Annotated in this window: 15 protein-coding genes; 11 read left to right on the forward strand and 4 right to left on the reverse strand. The window is 40.2% G+C overall.

What is annotated here, in order from left to right:
* Positions 1-15 precede the first annotated feature (15 nt).
* Genes G7074_RS13850 through G7074_RS13860 form a run of 3 tightly spaced genes read left to right on the forward strand, consistent with a single transcriptional unit; the run spans position 16 to position 4175 of the window.
* On the forward strand, positions 16-858 hold the full coding sequence (locus tag G7074_RS13850; protein ID WP_124558330.1) for a metallophosphoesterase: 843 nt from the start codon (positions 16-18) through the stop codon (positions 856-858).
* A gap of 17 nt (positions 859-875) precedes the next feature.
* A complete protein-coding gene (locus tag G7074_RS13855; RefSeq protein ID WP_166208892.1) occupies positions 876-1715 on the forward strand; it encodes a hypothetical protein in 840 nt (279 codons plus the stop codon).
* 18 nt (positions 1716-1733) lie between these two features.
* Complete coding sequence (locus G7074_RS13860) at positions 1734-4175, forward strand: bifunctional YncE family protein/alkaline phosphatase family protein (protein ID WP_166208895.1); 2442 nt, start codon at positions 1734-1736, stop codon at positions 4173-4175.
* Positions 4176-4256: 81 nt separating this feature from the next.
* On the opposite strand, the gene msrA is transcribed toward G7074_RS13860, so the two are convergent.
* From msrA to G7074_RS13875, 3 genes are all read right to left on the reverse strand, one after another.
* A complete protein-coding gene (gene msrA, locus G7074_RS13865) occupies positions 4257-4745 on the reverse strand; it encodes a peptide-methionine (S)-S-oxide reductase MsrA (RefSeq protein ID WP_124558333.1) in 489 nt (162 codons plus the stop codon).
* Positions 4746-5015: 270 nt separating this feature from the next.
* Entirely contained in the window at positions 5016-5891 is an 876-nt protein-coding gene (locus tag G7074_RS13870; RefSeq protein WP_166208898.1) for a hypothetical protein, read from the reverse strand.
* A 4-nt stretch (positions 5892-5895) separates the two neighbouring features.
* Positions 5896-7143, reverse strand: a complete 1248-nt coding sequence (locus G7074_RS13875) for a YdcF family protein (RefSeq protein ID WP_205944048.1) — start codon at positions 7141-7143, stop codon at positions 5896-5898.
* 321 nt (positions 7144-7464) lie between these two features.
* Here G7074_RS13875 and G7074_RS27220 point away from each other — a divergent pair, with 321 nt between their 5' ends.
* The 3 genes from G7074_RS27220 to G7074_RS13885 are packed head-to-tail and all read left to right on the forward strand — an operon-like array spanning position 7465 to position 12276.
* On the forward strand, positions 7465-8589 hold the full coding sequence (locus tag G7074_RS27220) for a carboxypeptidase-like regulatory domain-containing protein (protein ID WP_240916303.1): 1125 nt from the start codon (positions 7465-7467) through the stop codon (positions 8587-8589).
* Positions 8590-8627: 38 nt separating this feature from the next.
* Positions 8628-10736 (forward strand): SusC/RagA family TonB-linked outer membrane protein, encoded by a 2109-nt coding sequence (locus G7074_RS27225; protein WP_240916557.1) that lies wholly within the window; start codon positions 8628-8630, stop codon positions 10734-10736.
* Positions 10737-10746: 10 nt separating this feature from the next.
* Complete coding sequence (locus G7074_RS13885; RefSeq protein WP_124558336.1) at positions 10747-12276, forward strand: RagB/SusD family nutrient uptake outer membrane protein; 1530 nt, start codon at positions 10747-10749, stop codon at positions 12274-12276.
* Between the two features lie 884 nt (positions 12277-13160).
* Here G7074_RS13885 and G7074_RS13890 read toward each other — a convergent pair.
* On the reverse strand, positions 13161-17207 hold the full coding sequence (locus G7074_RS13890) for a two-component regulator propeller domain-containing protein (protein WP_166208901.1): 4047 nt from the start codon (positions 17205-17207) through the stop codon (positions 13161-13163).
* A gap of 359 nt (positions 17208-17566) precedes the next feature.
* Here G7074_RS13890 and G7074_RS13895 point away from each other — a divergent pair, with 359 nt between their 5' ends.
* From G7074_RS13895 to G7074_RS13915, 5 genes are all read left to right on the forward strand, one after another.
* Positions 17567-17734: a hypothetical protein gene (locus G7074_RS13895; RefSeq protein ID WP_166208904.1), complete on the forward strand. Its 168-nt coding sequence runs from the start codon at positions 17567-17569 to the stop codon at positions 17732-17734.
* Positions 17734-20883, forward strand: coding sequence for a TonB-dependent receptor (locus G7074_RS13900; RefSeq protein WP_166208907.1), 3150 nt, complete (start codon positions 17734-17736; stop codon positions 20881-20883). Before G7074_RS13895 ends, G7074_RS13900 begins: the two co-directional genes overlap by 1 nt.
* 10 nt (positions 20884-20893) lie before the next feature.
* A complete protein-coding gene (locus G7074_RS13905; RefSeq protein ID WP_124558339.1) occupies positions 20894-22654 on the forward strand; it encodes a RagB/SusD family nutrient uptake outer membrane protein in 1761 nt (586 codons plus the stop codon).
* A 271-nt stretch (positions 22655-22925) separates the two neighbouring features.
* Positions 22926-25034: a polysaccharide lyase family 8 super-sandwich domain-containing protein gene (locus G7074_RS13910; RefSeq protein WP_166208910.1), complete on the forward strand. Its 2109-nt coding sequence runs from the start codon at positions 22926-22928 to the stop codon at positions 25032-25034.
* Positions 25035-25122: 88 nt separating this feature from the next.
* A complete protein-coding gene (locus tag G7074_RS13915) occupies positions 25123-26307 on the forward strand; it encodes a glycoside hydrolase family 88 protein (RefSeq protein ID WP_166208912.1) in 1185 nt (394 codons plus the stop codon).
* Positions 26308-26320 lie beyond the last annotated feature (13 nt).

Consider the following 26320-nt stretch of genomic DNA (forward strand, 5'->3'; position numbering starts at 1 on the left):
CATATTTTCATCCTTATGTCTAACAGACGGTTTTTTCTAAAAAGTGGTCTGGCTGCTGCAGTAGTTGCCGGTTTATCGCCAGTTCTCCCTTCATTCGCTGAAGAAAACAATATTCCAGCCAGATCGGGTAAAGCACCAAAACTTCGTTTCGCAATCGCATCCGATGGTCACTACGGACAACCGGGAACTGAGTTTAAGCTGCATCACGAAAATATTGTAAAATGGCTTAACCAATCGCACGAGCAAAATCCGCTGGATTTAGTAATTATAAATGGCGATTTGGTACATGATAGACCCGAATTGTTGAAAGAAGTTAAAAAGGATTATTACGATCGTTTAAAAGTTCCTTTTTATGCGGTGCCGGGTAACCACGATCATGCCGATACTCAGCTCTGGAAATCGGTTTTTGGTTACGAGGATAACTTTTCTTTCGAAAAAAACGGCGTAGGTTTTGTTTTGGCCAATACCTCTGATACTAAGGGAGCCTATCTCTGCCCGAACAACGATTTTTTAAAGCAGGAATTAGAAAAGTTTAAGGATTTAAAAACGGTTTTTGTGGTATTGCACATTCCACCACATTTCTGGGTACCCGAAAGCCCCTTTGTAGAATGTCCGGATACCATTAAACTTTTGCACAGCTATGCTAATGTAAAAGCTGTATTTCATGGCCACGACCATAGTTTAGATGCTGTTTTTTATACCAATAAGCTACCACATTTTTTCGATGCGCACATAGGTGGCAATTGGGGTACCGCTTATAAAGGTTACCGGATTGTAGAGGTTGATGAAAATGATAAGATTAAAACTTTTCAGGTAAATGCAAGTGGAACGCCTTTATTAAATGAAACCAAATTATAAAGCTTCGGCATCTTAAAATGAAAAAAATATTCTTTGCAGCTATTCTTGCTGCATTTGCACTTCAGGGCTCTGCTCAGAACCAAACAACCGTTAACCCCGCATTAAAAACAGGTAACGAAGCTGCACAACCCTTTCTGTTTACCGTAAATACCCTTACCGCCGAAAACCCACGCTGGAATATTCATTATTCGGGTAGTTATGGCGAGCGTACAAACGGGCAATTCGGTTACGATGGTTTAGGGCAACAATTTGGTGTTAAGGGTTATTTAGGTAGCCGTTTAACGCTTTATGCTACGGCAGCACTGGGCTTTGCCAATGGTGGGGGCGTTGCTTCTGCAGAGCAGGCTGAGGTAATCAGAGATTTAATTGGTGGCAAGGGTATTTCGGGCTTTAGGCTGGGTGCAGGTTTGGGCTTAAGCCGCGACTGGTCTAATACCGGATCGGCCATAAGCCGGATTACAGCTGCATTCGATCGGACCAACTGGCGGATGGCTGGTAATTTGCGATTTGAAAAAGCTTTTGATAAAACCCGGGATAAGCTTGATTTTATTACCAGCATTGGTTTTCAGCACCGTGTTTCACATGCTTTATATTTAGGTTTCGAAGCCCTTGGGCAGGATTTGGAAGGTTTCTGGGAGAAAGATGAAGCAGAAGGAGGGGCAAAACTGTTAATCGGCCCATCCATTAATCTTGAGCCCAACCACAGTAAACTTTCGTTTTCTATTTCGGGAGGTCCGGTATTTTACGGTACTCGCAGCCAGGTTACCTCGCCTGCAGCTATACGCGAAATTGGGAACGTAGCATCAGGCAATGGCTATAGCATCAGGGCTTTGGTTAACTTTAATCTCCACCGGTAATTTTTTACAATCAAAACAATGAAAAAATCATATATCCTTATTCTTTTTAGTTTGTTGCTGGTACAACAAGGCTTTGCACAATGGCCCGGTAAAAACGAAACCACCCAACAAATTTTATTGCCTAATGGCTGGAAATTAAGTCCGGCCGGCCATTCTGTGCAACTGGGCGATTTACCTTTAAACATGCAGCTTAGTGCTTCGGGTAAATACCTGGCCATTACCAACAACGGTCAGAGTACACAATCGCTACAGCTTATAGATCCTAAAACCGAGCAAATTATAGATGAAAAGGTCCTGGCCAAATCGTGGTACGGAATTGCCTTTAGTAAAGATGAAAAACACCTGTATGCTTCAGGCGGTAACGACAACTGGATTCTGGATTTTAACATAGAAAACAATAAGCTTGGCAAGAGTGATACAATTGTTCTGGGCGAAGTTTGGCCAAAGGGAAAAATATGCCCTGCCGGAATTGTGGTAAACAAGAATAACAGCAAACTATTCACTGTTACCAAAGAAGACAGCGCACTATATATTATCGATCCGGCGGCAAAAAAGATACTAAAGCGGGTTCAGCTCCCGGCCATTGCCTACAGCTGCGCATTGGCTGCCGATGAACAGAAGTTGTATGTTTCACTTTGGGGCGGAAAAGCAGTAGCTATTGTCGATTTGTTAACTGAAAGCATTACCCAGAGCATCCCGGTTGGCGACCATCCTAATGAGCTTTTGCTCAACAAAAAGGGAAATATCCTGTATGTTGCCAATGCAAACGACAATACAGTCTCGGTAGTTAATACGCTTACCAATAAAGTAACCGAAACCATTTCTACTACACTTTATGCCACACAGTTAACTGGTTCAACCACTAACGGTCTGGCCCTGAGTAATAATGAAAAAACCTTATACATTGCCAATGCCGATAACAATTGTTTGGCAGTTTTTGATGTAAGTAAACCGGGGGTGAGCCAAAGCCAGGGTTTTATACCTGTAGGCTGGTACCCAACCAGTGTTAAAGTTTTAGGTACAAAAGTTTTGGTAACCAATGGTAAAGGTAATACATCTATGGCTAACCCGAAAGGGCCGCAACCGGTTTCGAAAGTAGATAACAGCGATTATCATATGGGTAGTACCGCCAATAGCCGGTTGCAGTACATTGCCGGACTGTTTAAAGGTACTTTATCTTTTATCGATGCACCAAAACCCGAGCAGTTAAAAATATATACCAAACAGGTTTATGCCAATACACCTTTCAGCGATAAAAGAACAATAACTGCCGATGGTGAAGCTGGAAACCCAATTCCCAGAAAACAAGGTGAAAAATCGCCCATAAAACACGTTTTCTACATTATAAAAGAAAACAGGACTTATGATCAGGTACTGGGCGACATTAAAAAAGGTAATGGCGATTCTACGTTAACGCTTTTCGGCCGAAAAGTAACCCCCAACCAGCATGCTTTAGCCGAGAATTACGTATTGCTCGATAATTTTTATGTAGATGCGGAGGTTAGTGCCGATGGACACAACTGGAGTATGGCAGCCTATGCAACCGATGTGGTAGAAAAAACCTGGCCCACCAGTTATGGTGCACGTGGAGGCAGTACCACTTTCGAGGGTGGCAGGCCTGTTACCTACCCAAAAGGAGGCTTTATCTGGGATTATTGCCAAAGAGCTGGAATAAGTTACCGCAGTTATGGCGAATTTGGTTCGTACGGTAAAGCCAATATTAAATCGTTGCAAGGGCACATGTGTCCTGCTTCTCCGGGCTTTGATATGGATATTAAAGATCAGGTACGGGTAGATGCCTGGGAGCACGATTTCGATTCGTTACTTGTTGCCGGAGCAGTACCACAATTTAGTACTTTACGCATTTCAAACGATCATACCAGCGGACAAAAGAAAGGTAAATATTCACCTCAGGCCGCGGTTGCCGATAACGATTTAGCTGTTGGCCGTATTTTGGAGCACCTTTCGCATAGTAAAGTGTGGAACGAATCGGTTGTATTTATTTTAGAAGATGATGCGCAAAACGGACCAGACCACGTAGATGCACACCGCTCGCCGGCTTATGTAATTGGACCATATGTAAAAAGAAATGCGGTAGTGCATACCATGTATTCTACCTCGGGCTTTTTGCGTACCATGGAGCTGATTTTAGGCTTGCCACCCATGAGCCAGTACGATGCAGGGGCAATGCCTTTGTACGAATGTTTTACTGCCAAGCCCGATTTTACTCCTTATAATGTATTGCAACCTTTTATTAATTTAGATACCCGGAATGTAGCTGTTAACGAAAGCAGCAGACGATCAGAATTCTTCAATTTTGCAAAAGAAGATGCTGCACCCGATTTAGATTTAAACGAAGTGGTGTGGAAATCGGTTAAGGGAGAGCAATCGGTAATGCCTGCACCAAAACGGAGTGCTTTTGTTATCCTCGAAAAGAAGAAAAAAGACGGCGATGATTAACATACACAAAAAGGCAATTTTCAGATCGAAAATTGCCTTTTTGTGTATGTTTTTGAATTCAACTCTACACTCCAAACTAATCTACAGCTTCCAATCAGGTCTTTCGAAATGGCAGGTATAACCATAAGGGTTTTTCTGTAAATAATCCTGATGATCTTCTTCTGCATTCCAGAAATCAGTTTCAGGCACTACTTCAGTTACTACTTTTCCAGGCCATATGCCCGAGGCATCCATTTCGGCAATTAGTGTTTTAGCAGTTTCTTCCTGTGCAGCATTGGCAAAAAATATGGCCGAGCGGTAAGAAGTACCCAAATCATTTCCTTGTCTGTTACGTGTTGTAGGATCGTGGATCTGGAAAAAATATTCTAGTAATTTACGGTATGATAAAATTGTTGGATCAAAAGTAATCTCAATGCCTTCAGCATGTGTTCCGTGGTTCCGGTAAGTAGCGTTTGGCACATCCCCTCCGGTATATCCAACTACAGTCGAAATTACACCTGGGTAATGGCGAAACAATTCTTCTACTCCCCAAAAACAACCGCCAGCAAGAATGGCTTTTTCAGTATTCATATATCTTTCCTTTTTGTGTAGAATAAAGATACGGTGAAGATGTGTAAAAGGAAAGTAAAGATGAAGTGAGCCGGGCTTATCGGTTCTTCGGCGGTTGGTGAGGGCACCGACCGCTGGCGTAAAGTTTTGCCCGTTTTTTTTGTGACATTTTTTTAGGCACAATAAATATTGTCACTAAAGTTCTGAGTGGTTAAAATAAAATATGGTAAGTATCCTATCGGTTGGTGTCTTCACCAACCGAAATAGAGGAGTATCGTTTTGCAGAGAGCGCTACTTGTCCCAGCTAAAATCCATAAAACTTACATTGTTTTTGCGCGAAGAACTTACCGCAATGCCCTTTTCGGCCCTATCAGTAAAAGTAAAACCTTCCAGTTCATCTGGCTTATCGGTATCTATTACACTTAAAACAGCCTCGTGCCCGGTGGCAATTGATTTTTCCAGATCGAGGAACGTTAACCGCCATTTCCGCCCCTCAACCTGGTTTTGAATCAATACCAATATGCCTTTACTTTCTATCCAGTGCAGGTTTTGCACCCAGGGCGAGCAGGTAAATTTTTGAACTACCACACCGCTTTCGCTGGTTTTAGTGGCTTTGGCCAATGCTTGCGGGTTTAACAAGCGAACCTCGTTGGCTTTGTTGCCGTAATCGGCTGTGGCAACAAACCATTTGCCCTTATATTTAACATATTCGGGCCGTGCTCCCTGTATGCAGGCATCATCGTCGATAGTTTTAAGCAAATTGCCGTCTAATGTTCCGGTTTTTAAAAACCCATCCCAGTTAATGCAATTAATTACGGCTTTCCACAACGTTCCTGCCTCATTTTGCCTTACCGAGTTACCCACAAAAGTGGGCAATCCCTTGTGGTGCGCTATCCCTGTAGGGTGTTTAATCATATTTTCGCCTTTTATGGTAAAGCGGTATTCTTTATGCTGATAGCTTAACGAATCTTTTTGAAGTTTAAACTCGCGCATTACGCCAACCTCACGGTCGCCGTACAGGAAATAGCTTCCGTTCTGGTAGGTAATACCCTGGCAGGCACCTAGCGAATCTACCGTGATGTTTTTGGCGATTTTGCCATCAGTTTTACCAGTTCTGGCTACAAAAAACATTACCAGCAGCAGCAATATCGGATTTAAAGTTTTCATTGGCTTAAGGATCTAAAGGTTCGTCAAAATCAATTTGCAGCGATGTTGTATTTGGGTAGAATTCCGATTCGGTATCACTTAAGCGTTTGCCGTTTTTGTATGGGTAGTAACCAAGTTCTTTTTTACACCTTTCTGGCAGTATAGTGGTAATGTAAAAGCTCTGCGATTTTACGGTACTAACCATGGCTGTTTTATCAACAGGTATGCCGTACCTAAACATTAGCCTTACGCAGTTGCGCATGTTGGTAGTGGTATGGCGGGCATGGGGTTCCATAATAATGGCACTTTCTGGTATAAGTAGGGTTTCCATCAAAAATTTTTTCATTTCAAAAGCCTCGCTGTATTTGGTTTTATAAGGGTGAACGCGCCCGCCCGATACCACAATAAATGGTGCCTGGCCTTTCTGGTATTGTATAGCAGCTAAACGGCAGCGAATCATCCCACCGGCACTTAAAGCAGTTTCTTTATCTTCGGGGCCGGCACCCGGCACCAGAATTACGCTGTAAGGATATTTCTTCCAATCGGTTTTTTTAATCTGGTTAATGGCTGGCTGGTTTACCCCGCTAACCATCGGTTCATAATCGGCCGCATCATTTCTTTCGTTCAACTCTAAAGCTACCATTGCAAAATTTAATGTAGGTTCAAAAAAGAGCTCGTTTTCGGGTTGTAAGGCCAACAAAGCATTTGCGACTGTAAGCTCTGCATACTCTTTATCTTTTAAGCTAAAACTAATCGAATCTATTTTGGGGTAATTGGGCTTGTTGCCCTCCACATATACCCCAATGGCATAATTTAACGCATTGGCATCTTGCTCCCATGCTTTAACCAATAAGTTTTTGGGTGTTTGTTCGGCATACAGCGCATAACAGCCCGAAGGGATGAGGTGATTGCTTACTACCTTGCCGAGTGCATTGTTTTCGTTGTAGCTGTTGCTTAACTCCTGGCCAATAGCTGTAATTTCTTCGGCACTAAACTTTAGCGCATTGGCGTAACAGCTAATATCGGTTTTGCAGGTTTGTAAAGCTTCGGTTGCCTGGGTTCTTTTGGTATCGGCAATTTTTTTAAGCAGGCTGTTTTCTTTCAACATTTTGTTAAGCCCGGGCAATTGTTTAAAAAGCGTAAGCAAATAGTAGTTTTTGTACTGTACTGCATTATTGCTCTTTATTAACTGGTAGGCTTGAACGGGTTTATCCTGCGCCTGTAAGCCCTGCCACAGCAGGCAGGCTATAAAAAAGGGATAGAAGACTTTCATTAAAAATTTTAATGCAAAATAAAGCCCTGGCTATTAAAAAAACATTAAGCAGATGTTACCCTTTACAAATTAATAAAACGGTTTAGGAGTGCGTATAGAAGATTTAATGTAAACTTAAAATAGCTGCAAAGATCTTTGCACAGAGTTAACATAGTGGATACATAGTGTTAAAAGCACACACCTACTTTTGTCGCCGTAGAACGCTCATAAAATTAGTTGTTAACCTTTAAGGATAAGCCTATGTAAATGCATTGATCTACATATCTGCCAAAAAATACAAACTCCAGTACTATTTAAAAATCTATTACTAAGCACAAAAAGATGACACCATTTTTTTTTACCGCAAGCATAAAAAGTGCCTGCAGGAAATTGCTTTTGCCTGTTGGTATGTTAGCTGCATGCAGCCCAGCCGCTATGGCAGTAAGCAATGCCAAATTAGTTCGGGCTACTGAGCTTAACAAACGTTTTGTTGCCATTAGCGGAACCGTAACCGACGAGAAGGGGCAACCGCTGCCGGGCGTTAGCGTTTACGATAAACAGACTAAAAAAACAACAACTACAGATACCAACGGAAAATATACTATTGAAGCCACCAATGGGGCTACGCTGGTTTTCTCGTACATTGGTTTCGATACACAGGAAGTTTCGGTATCGGGCAATAGCACAATCAATATCAGGCTTAAAGAAAGCAGCAACACTTTAAATGAAGTAGTGGCAATTGGTTACCAAAAGATCAGAAAATCGGATGTTACCGGTGCTATTAGCAGTGTTAAAGCCAGCGAATTAAACTTAACCTCGCCTACAGTGGGCCAGGCATTGGTAGGTAAAGTTGCAGGTGTACAGGTATCGCAAACCAGTGGTGCACCTTATTCGGGTACAAAAATAAGGGTAAGGGGTATTGGTTCTATTAATGCCAGTTCCGATCCTTTATACGTAATAGATGGTTATCCGGCTGGCAACAACGTAGCCATTAATCCTGAGGATATCGAAACCATCGACATTTTAAAAGATGCAGCTTCGGCAGCCATTTATGGTTCAAGGGCATCGGGTGGGGTAGTGTTAATTACCACCAAAAGAGGTAATGATGGTAAGGGCCGTTTCGAATACGATGTTCAGGGCGGTATTTCCCAACTGGCTAAAAAAGTGAAATTGCTCGATGCCAATCAGTTTATTCAGCTATTGATAGATGGCCGTAACAATGCCTATAAAGATTTATGGGTAAATGCCGGTAAAACCTGGAACGATGCCATGTATGGCGATAACAATGCTACGCGTATTGCCAATGTAGGTAACGGGAGCAGTGTAAGCATACCTGCCGATCTTTATAATTTTAGCACACAACAGGCCATCCCTGCTGCTTACAACACCGATTGGCAGGATGAGTTGTACCGCAATGCAGCCTTTCAGCGCCATAACCTTTCTTTCTCTGGGGCACTAAAGATGTAAAATACTTTTTAAGCGGCGGTTACCAGAACAATGATGGTATTGTAACCAACACCAACCAGAAGGTGACCAACTTTAGGGGTAATATTGATGGTAAGGTGAGCGAACGCTTGCATGTTGGTGCAAACATTGCTTATACTCAAAATAATAACAGAGAGGTACAGGAAGGTCGTTATAACCTAAGTCCGATGATGTCGGCCCTGATTTATTTACCTTTCCTGCCAGCCAAAGATGCCAATGGTAATCCAATCCAGTTCGGAATGGGTTCATTAGCCTCTCAATACGGTATTCAAAATCCTGAAAACCCTTTGGCTACTGTAGCGCAAATGAAAATAACGAGAAAGGGCACCAGGAGTAGCTACAATGCCAATGCCACCTATAATATTTTAGCAGGATTGGATTTTAAAGCAAACTTAGGTACACAAACTTACAACGAGAAATACGATTATTATTTGCCAACCAGTTTAAGTAGTGGCAATACCGCACCTTATTCTCCTGAATCGATTAGGGCTGCCAATGCTATTGCGCAAACGCTTAGCCAGGTAGATCAATTGGCCGAATTTACCTTAAACTATAATAAAACTTTTGGTAAGCACAACCTAAATGTTTTAGGTGGTTATTCTGCTCAAAAGGCATCAAGCGATTTAATTCGTGTGGCAGCTAACGGTTTCCAGAACGATTATATTGGCGAAATTACTGATAAAGGCGCTGATGCAGGTTTCTTTACCCTCGATAAAAGAACTGGCAAGGTAGTAACTACCCTGGTTTCTTATTTTGGTCGTTTCAGTTATAACTATGCTGGTAAATATTTTTTAACGGGTTCTTTCCGTCGCGATGCATCTTCGAGATTTGGCCCGCAAAATAAGTATGGTAATTTCCCTTCAGTAGCTGCTGGATGGAATTTATCTGACGAAAGTTTTTACAATAATTTTTTGGGCGAACAATCGCGTGTTAAACTAAGGGCAAGCTGGGGTTTGGTTGGTAATAACAGTATTCCTGATTACCGTACTTCTCAAGAGCTGAGTGCCCCGGGTGGCGTAGTTTTTGGAAATGCAATTTCGACTGCAATTTGGCCTGGTGCGATACAAGATTTGGGTTTGGGTTGGGAATCAACTTCTCAGTTTAACTTTGGTACAGACATTAGTTTGTTTAAAAACCGCGTATCTGTTATCGCAAATTATTATTTAAGTAATTCGTTCAATTTGCTGTTTAATCAACCACTATCGGCAATTTCAGGAACGTCATCTATTTTAACAAACCTTACTGATAGCAGGGTACGTAACCAGGGTTTTGATGTACAGGTAGATGGTAAAATTATTCAGAACGACGACTTTACATTTGGGTTAAGCGGTAATATTGCCGTTAACCGCAATAAAGTTTTAGATATGGGCGGTGCCAGCACAATATACACTGCAGGCGCAGAGCGTTCGTATATAACACATGTTACCCAGGAGGGCCAACCAATAGGTATGTTTTATGGGTTTAAAGTATTGGGTAGAATTACTGCCGATAACTTAGGTAAAGTTGCACCATCGGCTGCATCAACCAATCCGGCAAAAATTGGCGATTTGTATTTTCAGGATACCGATGGAAACGGCATTGTTAACGATGCAGATAAAACTGTAATTGGCACACCTTACGCTAAATTTACCTATGGTTTTGCCTTAAACACTTCTTACAAAACTTTCGATTTAAGGGCCTCTTTCAACGGTTCGTACGGTAACCAGGTGTTAGATGGGCAGGATTATTACCTATATAACTTTGAAGGTTCGGGTAACCAGTATGCAGATGTTGCTAATCGTTACCGCAATGAAGCTAATCCGGGCAGTGGCTTAAACTACCGTCCATCACGTGCAGGTACACAAAGTAACTCTACCCGTTTATCCTCATTTTACATTCAGGATGGTTCTTATTTCAGGTGTACAAACATTACGTTGGGTTATTCTTTTCCTAAATCGCTTGCCAACGCCATTAAAGTAAGTAATGTTCGTATTTATGGCAGTATTGATAATGCCTTTACCATAACCGATTATAAAGGATATAACCCGGAGGTAGATTATAGTGCCGGAAACAACCTCGCGCCTGGGGTAGATTATGGAAACTATCCATTGGCCCGCACATATAACCTTGGTATAAAATTGACTTTTTAGAATTTAAGAAATGAAAAAACATATTTATAAAGTATTGGCCCTAAGTGCTGTTTTAAGTTTGGGAGCCTGTAAAAAAGACTTTCTAAACCAAAAGAATCCCAATGCAATCGCTGTAGAAAATTATTTTAACACGGAAAACGACGTATTGTTAGCCGTTAATGGTGTATACCAATCGCTTCGGAGTAGTAATACGGTAGGCGAAAACAGTGGCTTGTTTACCGATGAGCGCTCGGATGATGCCGGAAGAAACGATAACCAAAGTAATGCCGGCGAGCCTTTTCAGTTTAACGATTTTTCGCTTTTGCCAAGCAACTCTTATTTAAAGAGCCATTGGTTAGCACTTTACGAAGCAATTGGAAGAACCAATACTGTGCTTGCCAACATTGATAAAGTTGCTTTTGCTAACCCGGCAACGAAAGAGAATTATAAAGCCGAGGCTAAGTTTATCAGAGCGTTAATGTATTTCGAACTGGTTCGGAAATGGGGAGCTGTACCGGTAGTAACCAAGCCGCTTACTACAAAAGAAGAGGTTAAAGAAAGTACTTTCCGTGTCGCCGAAGCAGATGTATATAACCAGATTGTAGCCGATTTAAAAGATGGTTTGGGTAGTACCTTGCCAAATTTCCAAACAGGTGCCAATATTGGCAGAACTTCTAAAGCCGCATTGAATGCATATTTGGGTAAGGTTTATTTAACCATGGCAGCAACGTTGCCAAATAATAAAGCCGAAAACCTAACTAATGCAAACACTTACCTGTTGGCTGCTTACAATATGAAAGCATTCGGTAATTTATCAGAAATACCATACACTGATGTTTTTGATGTAACGAAGAAAACAACCTGTAAAGAACTGATTTTTCAGATTTCTTATAAGCAAGGCGATATTAGCTTTAGCTCGAGTATCGCAGCAAATAACCAGGCAAAAGGCGAAACCATTAATTCGTTAAAACCATCTACCGGTATTGGTGGTAATGTAAAGTTAGATTTGGTTAATGAGTACGAAACAAGCGATTTGAGGAAAGATTTTTCGGTTAAGTTTGCCAACGATAATACCGTTAAAGATTGGTTTGTTACCAAATTTCGCGATGCAAGCCAATTGGCAACAAATGCTGGTTACGGCGGTAACGATTGCATTTTAATGCGCTATGCCGATGTAATTTTAATGCTGGCCGAGGTAAATATGTTGCAGGGTAACGATGCCGTTGCCATTCAATACCTGGATATGGTAAGGGCAAGGGCTGCAATGCCGCTTTATGCCGTAGCCAAAACCGATGCCACTTACGCCGCTAAATTTCCAACCTTAAAGCTGGCTATTTTGCACGAGCGTAGGGTAGAAATGGCTTTCGAGCACCAAAGATGGTTCGATTTAATTAGAAACTTTACCGCTGCTGAGTTAGTTACTTATTTAAAGGCCAAGCCGCAAGCATCATACGGTATTGCAAAGCTGGCCAACGTAACCACAAAAGATCGTTATTACCCAATACCTTTTGATGAGGTAAAACTCGATCCGGTTAAAATGTACCAAAACCCAGGTTATTAGAAAAGTTTAAGTTTCTGTAAAATATTAAATGGGCGGTGGAGACACCGCCCATTTGCGCTTGCATGAGTTGGGTGTTCTCACCCACCTGATAGACCGGTGAATTTTTTAGTCATTTTATACAGTTTCTTAAACTGGTTAAATAAATAGATAAGCGGGCCGATTATTTGGTGTGCCCCAAAAGTTGGACAGATTCAAAATTAAGTTTTGCGCACAAAGTTATACCTATGATGCTACAGTAATTACTTCAAGATTATCTTCCAATACATGGACTTTTACTGCCATTCACGACCCCTTGAACGGGACACATCCTGTCAGCGGACACAGAGACTTTGGATACATCAGCAATCCGGATGGATTGTATAATTTCTATACCAGTGGAGTCGACCGACTTAGAACTAATTTTACACAACAAGCAAAAACCAAATCATTATTCTTAAAATTTAGATCCTGAAAAGAACTGAGGCTCAGTCGAAATTATAATAAATTACCTGTAGAGTACCTCTACTAAGACTGCTACAGGGTTGTCTAATACCGAATAGGCCACTCCCGTGCGCCATACACGCTGCGATATATCCGCAAAATAGCTACCAAAGTTTCAGGAACTTCTACGGCAAGTGTTTTACTGATAATGGTTTTATCTTTATCCCATATGGAGAGCATTGCGTCATTTGCAATCTGATCAGAAGGTCATCACTAATGTATATTGCAGTCACAATCGTTCGAAGTATGGAGCGCTGCAATCAGTATGGTGGCGCTAAATTGGTTAAACGAGGTATGGTTTCTGATATTTTTTCCGTAACTATTAGGTGATTGCGTGTAGTTTCTGTATTGGGAAGTAACCAATCAACGGTAAATTTAACAACGCGGGCTTTGCGACTGGTTAATTAATTTTCGTTAATAAACTCGCTCGGTGTTTTGCCAAAATGTTTTTTAAACTCTGAGCTAAAGTATTTTCTATCATTAAAACCTACTGAATAAGCAATTTCTGAAATATTACCTGCACCTTGTTTAAGTAATTGTGCAGCCCGCTTAATGCGAATCGATTTAATAAAGTCGTTTACCGAAAGATCAGTGAGTGCCCTTATTTTTTTATACAATACCGGCTGGCTCATACCAATTTCTGATGATAGGGTAGGTACATCAAAATCCGGATCGGCAATTCTATCTTCTATAACCTGGATAATTTTACTTAAGAAATTTTGTTCAGTAGTATTAATAACCATGTTTTTAGGCTCGAGTGTAATTACCTGTGCAAATTTTTGCTTTATGGTTTCTCGTGCACTGAGCAGATTTTGGATATTTAATTCCAGTATTTTGAGGTTAAAGGGCTTCATGATATAGGCATCGGCACCATTTTCTAAACCATTTACCTGATGTACATATGCAGATCTGGCGGTTAATAAAACCACCGGAATATGGCTTGTACTCTCGTCGGTTTTAAGCTTACGGCAAAGCTCCAGGCCATCCATAACCGGCATCATTACATCACTTATAATTAAATCGGGGATGAGATCTAACGCGCATGCCAGACCAGTAGCTCCATTTTCACATTCGTAAATATTATAGCTTTGGTTTAAGGCCTGTTTAATAAATGTTCTTACATCTTCATTATCTTCTACCAGTAAAATGCTATATTTTTTTGGCGTTGCGGGCAGCGGTTGCTGCAGGTTTTGCCCGGCCAGGGTTTGCGTATCTGGTATTACTTCAATATTGTAGTTTAGTGCATTATCGTAATAAACATAATCGGGTATAAAATCATCCTGATTAAAATGTGCTTTGCCTTTCTTTAAACTTACTGTAAATGTAGTAGCTCCAAAAGCATTGTCATTTTTAGGACTGCTTTGGAAAGTAATCTGGCCATGGTGTAGTTCTACAATGCTTTTTGATAAGGATAAGCCTAAACCAGTGCCAATGGTGGTGGTGGCATTGGCCTGATAAAAATTGGTAAATAAACCGGCCTGATTTTCTAAAGGGATTCCTTTGCCATTATCGCTCACCTGAATTTGGATAAGCTGATTTTCCTGACTTATTTTTAAACCGATTTTTCCGTTTGTGGGGGTAAATTTAAAGGCGTTTGAAAGCAGGTTAAACAAAACCTTTTCCATTTGTACCTTATCAAAGTACAGCTCTATTTCTGTTTGACTGGTTTCGAAACCATACTCGATATTTTTAGAAATAGCCATGTTTTGAAAGGCCAAAAATATTTCCCTGCAAAATTTTACCACATTGCCCGGGCTTACATGTAAAGTCATTTTTCCGCTTTCTGCCTTTCTAAAATCTAGCAACTCGGTAACCAGGTTCATTAAGCGGTGTGCATTGTTTTTAATCGGTTGCAAATCCCTGTTCAGCGCAGGGTCGTCTTTTGCATTTTCGATTAGTTTATCTAAGGGGCCAACAATGAGTGTTAATGGCGTACGTATTTCGTGCGATATGTTGGTGAAAAATTCGAGTTTATGTTCGTTAACCTCTTTTTCTTTTTTAAGTACAGCTTTAATTAATAAATAACGTACAAATACAAAAGATATAGCTGCAAAAGCGCAGAAATAAAACAGGTAAGCCCACCAGGTGCGGTAAAAGGGGGGTAAAATTTTAATCTGTAAGGTACTGGCATCTTTTGTCCAAAGGCCGTCGTTATTACTCCCTTTAACGGTAAGTGTATAATTGCCTGGCGAAAGGTTGGTATAGCTTGCTGATGGAATATCTACATAATTCCAGTTTTTTTCGAAACCTTCAAGCTTATAGGCATAATGGTTTTTGTTCGATTTGATGAAGTTAAGCAGTGTAAAATCAATCGAAAATACATTTTGATCGGATTCGAAGGTGATCGATTTTAAGGTACTGATGTTTTGTTTAAGCAAGCCATCGCGGCCGTTTAACGAAACAGGTTTGTTAAAGAGCTTTAATCCGGTAAAAATAATGGGTGGCGTGGTTTTGTTTACTTTAATCTGGTCGGGGTAGAAACTAATCATTCCGCTCAATCCGCCAAAGAAAAACTGCCCTTTGCTATCTTTTAAAAACGATTTGTAATTAAACTCGTTTCCGGGTAATCCATCTTTAGTATTATAAACTTTAAAGGTATGAAGTGCTGGGTTATATTTACATAAGCCTTTGTCGGTAGTAATCCACAGGTTCTGAAAATCATCTTCCAAAATGCCTCTAATGGCATTGCTGGGTAGGCCATCCAGAGCGGTTATCCGCTTATACTGGTGCTTTTCGGGATGGAGTTTAAACAGCCCGTTTCTAATGGTGCCAATTAGCAGATAACCGGTCTTATTTTCGGTTATACAGCTAATTTCATTGTATTTTAAAATTTCAGGGCTGGCAGCCACACGGTGTGCAAATTTATTAGCGCCATTTTTTAATTGGTAAAGACCTGCGTTTGTTGCCACCCATAGGGTTCTTTTGCTGTCTTCGAAAATGTAAAACACCGCATCGGCACGGCCGTTAACCCTGTTGCGTATAAATTTACCTGTTTGCGTGTCGAAACTGTTTAGCCCTCCATTGGTACCTACCCAAAACCTGCCGAAACTATCTTCAAAAACAACGGTAATTTCATCGTTGCTTAAAGAGGAAGTATCGTTTGTACGACTGGTATAACGAACAAAACTTTTAGTTTCGGGCTTAAAAAGATTTAATCCGCCGTAATGCGTGCCGATCCAAACTTTATTGTTTTTATCGCGGATAACCGATTTAACCAAATTGGCGCTTAAACTTGCAGGGTTATTGGGGTTATTTTTATAACGGGTAAAAATATTTTTCTTACGGTCGTAGTAATTTATGCCTTCACCTTCGGTTGCAATCCACAGGTTTTGGTACTGATCTTCCATAATTGAACTCACTACATTGCTGCTCAGTCCGTTTGGTGTGGTGCTACTCTGGTAAACCTTAAATGGTGTGTAGTTGGGGTACACCATGTTAACGGCGCCATAATAAGTGCCCACCCAAATAATACCCTGGCGGTCCTGATAAATATCGTAAACCGAATTTTGGCTTAAGCTTGAAGGATTTTCAGGCTCGTTTTGTAAGGTGCTGAAACTTCTGCTTGCCGGATTGTATATATTAATGCCGTGAAGGGTTCCAATCCACAGTTTACCTTCCTGATCGAGCATAATTTTGCGCACGTTATTACTGCTTATACCCTGCGGGTTAAGGCTGGAATATGTATAGTTGGTAATTTCTTCGGTGTTGAGGTTAAGTTTGCTTACACCGGTTTGTTTGGTGCCGATCCAAAGGTTGTTTTCGCGGTCTTCTACAATAGTGGTTACATGGTTATCAACGGCTTTGTTAAGCTTATCGCTATAGGCCTTAAAGTATTTGAAGGTAACTTTACTTCCGTTAATACGCATGTTCATTAGGCCGCTACTGGTGCTTAACCACAAAGTACCAGTATGGTCTTCGGTAATGGTGTAAACTTTTTGGCTTTGTTTTTTATTATATAAAAAGTGTTTAAAGCGGTATTTTGCGGTGTCGGTTAATAAATTTAATCCGCTTGCTGTACCAACCCAAACCCTGTTTTTTTTATCCTGGTAAATACAATATATCCCAGAATTGCTTAAACTGGCGGGGTCTTTGTCATCGTGCTGGTAACGGTCAAAATTGTCATCTTTTTCGTTATACTTACTCAGGCCATCCTGTGTGCCAATTAGCAACGATCCGTTTTTGAGTGATAAAATAGAAGAAAGGTAAGATGACGCACTTAGGCTTTTTTTGTTGCCCTTTTCATTGTTATAGATTTTAAAAGTTTGAGAATCGTATTTGTTTAGCCCAAAGCGGGTTCCAAACCAGATAAATCCCCTGGCATCCTGGGCGATTGATAGCACCGAACTTTCCGAAAGCCCGTTCTCAACATTGAGGTGTTTAAAAGCATATTGGTTTTGCGCACTACCTGCTATAGTAAAAAATGCAAGTATTAAGGTGAACAAGGCTTTCATGTGAAAAGAAAAATAGAAGGGTTAGCTTAACGGGATTAAATGTACAATTCTATTTTTATTATTAAAATCAAATCAGACTACCACCAGCAATTTTAACACTTTATCTGCGTATGGCCTCTTTTTCATGCCAAATTTCGATGGTTTTTAGAATTTTGCACCTATTTGTTAAGGATTTTACCCCCTTCATTCGCTCCCAAAGCAACAATTTTGAATAACCAAATATTAGAGCAAAACCAAACCATTTAAGCCGATACCTTTTTTTCTTATAGCCGGAACTGATGTTCCAGCTGTTAGCAGCTGCAGGTTATGCCCATAATTTTTTGCGATTAGAAGAAAAATGTTAGTCAACTAAACAAACAATGGAAAAACTTTACAAACATCTCAAAATTGGAGAAGCAAAACGGAGCAGTTTTAACTTACCAATAAAACTATTCTCATTAATTATGCTTTTGAGTTTTACGGTATTTACTGCCTTTGCTCAAACCATAAAAATTACAGGAACAGTAAAAGATACTCAGGGGGAGTAATGCCTGGAGTAAGCGTTACTGTAAAAGGTACTTCAACAACAGTGGTAACTGGAAGTGATGGTAAATACACTATCGCGATGCCAGAAGCCCAAAACACATTAGTATTTAGCTACATTGGTTACGATACTAAAGAAGTATTGGCTGGTAAGGCTACAACATTAAATGTTACACTGCAAGAGCAAAACAATAGCTTAAATGATGTAGTTGTAGTAGCTTACGGTGTGCAGAAAAAAGTTAATGTAATTGGTTCTGTATCTAGCATTAGTGCTAAATCCATTGAAAACAGACCGGTTACCAACTTATCATCATCTCTTGGTGGTTTAAGCTCGGGTGTATTTGTTCGTCAATCGTCTGGCAAGCCAGGTTCAGATGGTGCCACCCTCAGAATTCGTGGTACCGGAACAATAAATAACAATAATCCATTAGTGGTAGTTGATGGGGTTATCGGAAGTATAGATGCCGTTAATCCCAACGACGTTGAAAGTGTTTCGGTTTTAAAAGATGCGGCCGCTTCATCAATCTATGGTTCACTTGCTGCAAATGGGGTTATCTTAATTACCACAAAAAGAGGAAATAGCGGGAAAACAGTAGTAAGTTATGCGGGATTGGCATCAATTGCAAAACCTGCAAATCTGCCAACTTTTATAACCGATTATATTACTCACATGAATTTGGTTAATGAAGGTTACCGTAATTTAGGGCAAAATCCTATTTATACAGATGCTACCATTGCACAGTGGGCGGCTGCAAACGCCAATCCTGACGGATTAACCCCACAAGGTGTACCCAATTATATTGCTTATCCAAATACAGATTGGGGCAGTGCTATATTTGAAAATAATGTTGTGCAACAACATAATATTTCCTTAAATGGTGGATCTGAAAATACAAAATTCTTATTATCTGCATTGTATCTTAATAATCCGGGTACAATGGCAAATACAGGTTCTGATAAATACAGTTTGCGTATAAACTTAGAATCGAAAGTGGCTAAATTTTTAACCGTAGGTACGCAAACCTTTGCTTCTTATCAAACCTATGGTTTAGCCAATACCGATAATGCATTTAACTTTTTGCGTCAAACCACACCGGGCGTATATCCGGTTTGGAATGGTAAATACGGTTTTCCGGCTGCTGCTGAAGAATCTTCAACTGCAAATAACATTGTTCAATATCTGTATGGTACTGGTGGTGCTGATAATGAGACCCGTATTAACACAACAGTTTTTGCACGATTTGATATTTTAAAAGGTTTAGATTTCGAAACTCGTTTTAACTATCAAACCCGACAAGAAGAATTTAATAACCATGCCGTTACTTTCGAAAAATGGAATTTTGCAACCAATACATTAAAATCTCCTAAAACTACAGCCGACCAGTTAACCACAAGTTATGGTTTTAATAAAAATTATGGGATAACAATAGATAATATTTTAAAATATAACACCACTATAGCCAAACACCATGATATTAGTTTGTTGGCTGGTTACAATCAATACTACTATAATTATTATAACATTGGTGCTACCGGAAAAGGCTTGTACGATGAAGCAGTTACAACACTTGGATCTGCTACCGCTATCACATCGGGAACAGGTGGCGAGTATGATTATGCCATGCGTTCGGCTTATGGTCGTTTAAATTATGCTTACAAAAGCAAATACCTTTTTGAAGGTGTGTTCAGGTATGATGGATCTTCAAAATTCGCGGAAGATTATCGCTGGGGATTTTTCCCTGCTTTCTCAGCAGGATGGCGTATTTCTCAGGAACCATTTATGAGTAAATTGAACGATTACATTGGGAATCTAAAACTTCGTGCCTCGTGGGGTAAAACAGGTAACAATGTAATGAATACGGTATCGGCTCTGGGTAACTACGATTATCAGGCACTTTACAGTGGTACGAACTATTCATTTAACGGTGCACAAGCCAGTGGGTTAATATCAACCAAATTTGCCAACCCATTTTTGGTTTGGGAAGCTACTACAACAACCAACCTTGGTTTAGATGGTAATTTATTCCATGGTAAAATGAATTTTGAAATTGACTTGTATAATAAATTCACATCTAAAATTTTATTTACACCAACTATTCCTATAACATCGGGAACAGCTACTGCAGCAACTCAAAATATTGCAGAAATGTCTAACAAAGGTTTAGAGCTTACTTTAGGTTATAATAGTAATATCGGCGATTTTAAATATGGTGTTTCAGGTAATTTTGCATATAATTTTAACCGCGTAACCAAGTACAAAGGTACTTATCAGGCTGGCTATACAACAGATGCATTAGGAAACAAGGTTTATACTTCAAACCTGGGTAGTGTTTCCAGCGGTGGCGCTAACCGTATTTTAGCTGATCACGAATTCAATGAATATTACATGCAAACCGTTTACAAAGGCGATGGAAATTATTTTACAAACGGGAATGTAAATGTTAATGGCGGGCCTAAAGATGGTATGATCCGTACACCAGCTGATATGGATTGGTTAAATGCAATGATTGCAGCAGGATATTCTTTCCAGCCAGCCGGAGGTGTTGGTAAAACCAAAATTTATTATGGTGATTTAATTTATGCAGATAACAATGGTGATGGACTTTATGGTAATAGCTTTGATGCACAGTTCTTAAATAAATCTTCTACACCAAGGTTTAACTACGGCTTTAGCATGAATTTATCGTATAAAAATATAGATCTTTCTATGCTATGGTCAGGCAGTGCAGGTATGTGGTATTACTGGAATGCTACAGGCTATAACAACTCTGTTGTATCTCTTGGTAATGCAGTAAGTACCTTAATAGCAAACGATCATTATTATTACAACGATGCAAATCCTAACGATCCGGCTAATAATATTAATGCAAAATATCCAAGACTTAAAAATACTACCGATGTTCAAAACGCAGCAGTAACAAGTGATTTTTACTTATATAATGCTTCATATCTAAAGTTGAAAAACTTACAGATTGGTTATACGCTGCCAGAAAAAATTTCTAAAAAAGCGGCCATGAGCAGAGCAAGAATTTTCCTTTCAGGAGAAAACCTGTTTACCATTACCAATTATCCGGGCTTAGATCCTGAAATAGGAGCAGGAGTATCTTATCCAACTATGCGCCAGTATTCTTTAGGCTTAAATGTTACTTTTTAACGGAAACAAAATGAAAAAGATTTTAACCATACTATTTACAATTGCAGTATTTACGGGTTGTAAAAAAGACTTATTAACAACTACACCTCCTTCACAAGTTGCATCAGAAATGATGTGGACTACAGATAACCTAACCGATCAGGGAATGACCGGTGTTTATGCCACTTTAAGATACGGCATGGCATCAGGTGGTGCCTCAGGTTTAGAATTGTACCAAATGGATTGTTTGGGTTTTACCGGCCAAACCTCGGGTGCAGAATCCTTACTTGCAGGAACAATAACGCCAAGTAATGGCTATTTCGGTGGGCATTGGCAAAACCTTTATGAAGGTATTCAGCGTGCAAATGATGCTTTAAAAAACATTGCGATAAAATCTCCTTCTTCACCTGAGAAAAAAGCCAGGTATATTGCTGAAGCAAAATTTTTAAGGGCTTATTTTTATTTAAGATTAAATCAGTTGTATAAAGGTGTACCGATTTATTTAGAGCCTTATCTTCCTGAAGAAGCAATTAAACCTCGTTCTACAGAAGCGGAAGTTTGGGCTCAGGTAATCAGTGATTTAACTGCCGTGGTTGCAGAACCAAACCTACCTGATAGATATACCAGTGGTAATGCAAATTATGGTCATGTTACTAAAGGTGCTGCTTATGCTTTACGTGGCAAAGCCTATATGTACACACAAAAGTGGGATTTAGCCGCTGCAGATTTTCAAAAAGTTAAAGATGCCGGTTATGGTTTGTTTGCAAATTATAGCGCATTGTTTAAAACCGCTAATGAACAATCTAATGAAATGATTTTCTCTATTCAAAATATTGGAGTTACTGGTTTTGGTTCCACTACACAATTTTATTGCGGTACCCGTTCTTCTTTCGGCTCATGCTGGAATACCTATCATGTTTCTCCAAACCTGGTAGATTTATACGAAAATGCTGATGGCTCTAAATTTAACTGGGATGCCGTTATTCCTGGATATTCAGCTCTTTCTGTAGCAGAGAGAGAGGTGTACTTTTTAAGAAACAACCTAACAGCGGCCGAAATTACAGCAGCCACTACAAGAGGCGCAAAAATGAGTTTGTATTTGCCAACAGGAAACGAAGCACGTATTATTCAGGCTTATGCTAACCGTGATCCTCGATTGGCTGCAAATGTAATTACACCCTACTCAACTTATTTGGGGGTATTTGGCGGTGCTAATGCTCTTGTAACTTCAAGATGGCCTTATCGCGCTGAAGCGGCTACGAATGGCGATTTGCGTACAGATACACAAAGCCTGTTCTATTATTTATACCGTAAATATGTTTACGAAGGCGCAACAGAAACACCAGCCAGAGATTACGGGCCTACAGATTTTGTTTTAATCAGATATGCTGATGTACTTTTAATGTGGGCAGAAGCTCTTAATGAACAAGGTTTAACTGCTGAAGCCATTGCTAAAGTAAACGAAGTAAGAACCAGAGCTGGTGTTGCACTACTTCAAAATACAAATGCTGCTTTACCAACATTTGTAACAAGCCAGACAGATTTGAGAGAAAGAATTCGCAACGAAAGAAGAGTAGAGTTCCCGAACGAGGGGATTAATTTCTTCGATGAAATGAGATGGAAAAGCTGGAAGGACAAAGTTTTTTATGCTGGTAATGGTGTAAAGCAAGCGTGGGGTAAAGTTGTATATGCTTACTCTTTTAAAGGTGATTATTTGTATAACTGGGCAATTCCGGCTGTAGAGATAGAGCGGAATCCAAACCTGACTCAGAATCCAGGTTGGATAAATTAGATTGTTAAGACATGCTTTTAGGCCGCCACCGTCATGGCGGCCTTTTTAACATAACACTATAACCTTTTTCGAAGCATACATACCTTGCTCAATTGAACACATGGGTGAAAATTGACAATATTATATATGAAAAATCATAATTGAAATAAAAAAAACGATAAGTGGAGAAATGATGCAACTGGTTTCTGCTAGTTTTGAAGAAAAACGGGCACCCGCTTTTCCTTACGGTAAATATCAAAACTGGTTTTGGGGCTTCAATAAAAAATAACAGATGTTGGCAGGCAAGAAAATAATAAATTTTAAAATATTGGCTTTTAAGGTACTCAGCGTCGGTGCTTTATGTGTATTGTTGTTCGTTAATCAGGCAAAAGCACAAAATGAGCCCTACAATACCATTTTGCAACGCATTAATACAGATTTGCAAACATTTGTTAAAGATAAAAACCTGGCTACTGAAATAGGGGTAAACCTGAAAAACCTAAACACAGATGGCAGCTGGGCTGATGTTAATTATACTGATGTGCAGTATGCTCCGCTAAAAAGAATTAAGGATATGGCCACAGCTTATATCCGGTCATCAAACAAATGGTATAGCGATGCGCAATTGCATACATCGATTGTAAAAGGATTACAGAATTGGCTCGATAAAAACCCAAAGAATAAAAACTGGTGGTACAACGATATTTTTTATCCGCAGGCCATTGGGCAAACACTCATTTTAATGCGAAGTGCTAAAGTGCAGCTTCCTGCAAGTCTCGAACAGGCATTGATTCAACGGATGGTGATTCGCCGTTTTAGAACTGGCGATGGAGCCAATACCTCAGATGAAGCGCTGCATTATCTCTACCGTGCCTGTTTAACCCGCAATAAAGCAACACTCGATTCAGCTGCAAAATATCTTTTCGAACCCATTGCCATCAGCGATGGGAAAGAAGGTGTTCAGGTTGATGGAAGCTATTACCAGCATGGTAAACAACAAGCTATTGCCAGTTATGGGCGCGTTTTTGCAGGTAACTCTGTAAATGCCGCTTTTTATTTAAGAGAAACCGATTATACCTTGCCTAAAGATCAGCTTGCTATTTTAGTTAACTATCTTAAAAACACTTTCCTTCAAACCATACGTGGCTCGTTTTACGATTTCAATGTACGCGGTCGTGGCATTAGCCGTAAAGATTCGCTAAGTAGCGGAATGGGCGGAATGATTGAAAAAATTAAATTTTTCGACTCCGAAAATACCAGCTATTGGAACGCTTCGGCATTAAGAACAGCAGGTAAGAAACCAGCTAATTACAACATTACCCCTTCGCATAGCCAATATTGGAAAAGCAATTACACCTTGCATGTAAGACCGGCTTATACTTTTAGTGTGCAGGCTTCATCTAACCGGACTTTAAGAACGGAGCGGGGAAATAATGAAAATATATTGGGTAAGTTTTTACCCGATGGGGCAACCAATATCCAGCGCAGCGGTTCTGAATATGCTAACTTGGTGCCGGTTTGGGAGTGGGATAAAATACCTGGCACTACCAGCAGGGATTATCCTGACGATGAGGGTGCAACCATCCGTAAAGACTGGGGGATACCCGGTACTACCAAATTTTCGGGCGGGGTAAGTGATGGCGTGTACGGCGTATCCTGCTACGATTTAAATTACGATAGCCTTCAGGCTAAAAAAGCCTGGTTCTTTTTCGATCGGGAAGTGGTTTGTTTAGGGGCCGGAATCAAAAGTGAAGCTCCCGAAAAGATTACTACAACAATTAATCAGGCCTGGAGCAGGGGAGCGGTAATTTCATCGTCAGGTGAAAAAAATGAGCAAGGCGTATGGGCAGTTCATGATAGCATCGGCTACATCTTTCCGGAGGGTGGTCAGGTAGAAATTAGCAATGTGGCCCAGGCAGGTAGCTGGTACCGCATCAATCAGTTTCAATCCAAAAACGAATTAAAACACAATGTCTTTAAAATCTGGATAAACCATGGTACAAAGCCGCAAAATGAGCGTTATCAGTACATCGTTATTCCGGGAACTACAGTGGCGGAGATTAAAAAGTATAACCGGTCTATGATTCAGATTTTAAAAAATACAGCAACGCTTCAGGCTGTAAAACATAGGGACTTAAATATGTTGCAGGCAGTATTTTATACCCCCGGAACGCTGGAGTATGATGGTGCTTCGCTCTCTGTTGACAAGCCTTGTACAGTATATATTAAAAATTTAAACACCAAAACTCCGGTACTATACATTGCCGATCCTGCTCAGGAAAACCAGTTAATTCAGGTTCAGTTTAAAGCCGCAGGATCATCAACAACCAAAAACATAACCTGTAATCTGCCAACCGGTGCTTTTGTGGGTGCTACCGCAAGTTTTAAAATAGTAGAATAAACACACCTAAAATTATGAAACCATCAGCGTTTGCACCTGCTACAGCCAGGCCCGACAAATACTGATTTTGAAAAACAAAAATGATAAGATGAAAAAAATCAATCTAGCCGCTACACTACTCCTGCTTATGGGATCGGTCTCATTTGCCCAAAGCCCAAAGAAACCCATGGCTCAATTAATTAATGATGAATTTAAATTTGCTGCCGATCAATATCAGGTGTTGGCTAAGAATATTCCTGCAGGAAAAACACCGCAGAGTTTTGATAAAGGTAAACCTGTTAATTTCGATATTAAATGGTGGTGCAGTGGTTTCTACTCAGGTAGTTTGTGGTACATTTACGAACAGACCAAAAATGACAAGGTAAAAAGTGAGGCAGAGGCTGCACTTAAAATATTAGAACCTAACCAAACCTTTACCGGTAACCACGATCTGGGTTTTATGATGTATTGTAGCTTTGGTAACGGGTATCGCATTACCAAAAATCCAGCATATAAAGAAATTATCCAACGTTCAGCGCAATCATTGGCTACACGTTTCCGTCCTAAAATTCAGGTTATCCAATCGTGGGACAAGAATAAATATTGGGAATGCCCGGTAATTGTAGATAATATGATGAACCTGGAAATGTTAAACTGGGCCAGCGATAACGGCGGCAATGCACGCTATAAAGAAATTGCTATTACACATGCCAATACTACAATAAAAAACCATTTCAGACCAGATTTTAGCTCTTACCACGTGGTAGATTATAATCCGGAAACTGGCGGGGTTATTAAAAAAGCTACTTGGCAGGGTGCTGCAAACTGTTCGGCATGGTCGCGCGGACAAGGCTGGGCTTTATACGGTTACACCATGATGTACCGCTTTACCAAAGACCAAAACTATTTAAAACAAGCTATCGGAATTGCGAATTATATCTTAAAAAATCCGAACTTACCTGCCGATAAGATTCCGTATTGGGATTTTGATGCGCCTTTAATTCCTTATGCCAAACGCGACGCTTCTGCAGGTGCAATCATTGCATCGGCACTGCTCGAACTGGGACAATACACCGAAGGCAAAGAAAAGGCTGAATTTAAATCGGCTGCCGAGACCATGATTTACTCCCTGGCGAGTGCGACTTATCGTGCCAAGGCAGGCGAAAACGGTGGTTTTTTATTGATGCACAGCACAGGTGCTTTTCCTTTAAACAGCGAAATAGATGTGCCGCTGGTTTATGCCGATTATTATTATTTAGAGGCGCTTGCACGATATAAAAAATGGTACCTATAAACAACAATTTAAA

Origin of the sequence: Pedobacter sp. HDW13 (genome assembly GCF_011303555.1) — a bacterium.
Taxonomy (GTDB): domain Bacteria; phylum Bacteroidota; class Bacteroidia; order Sphingobacteriales; family Sphingobacteriaceae; genus Pedobacter.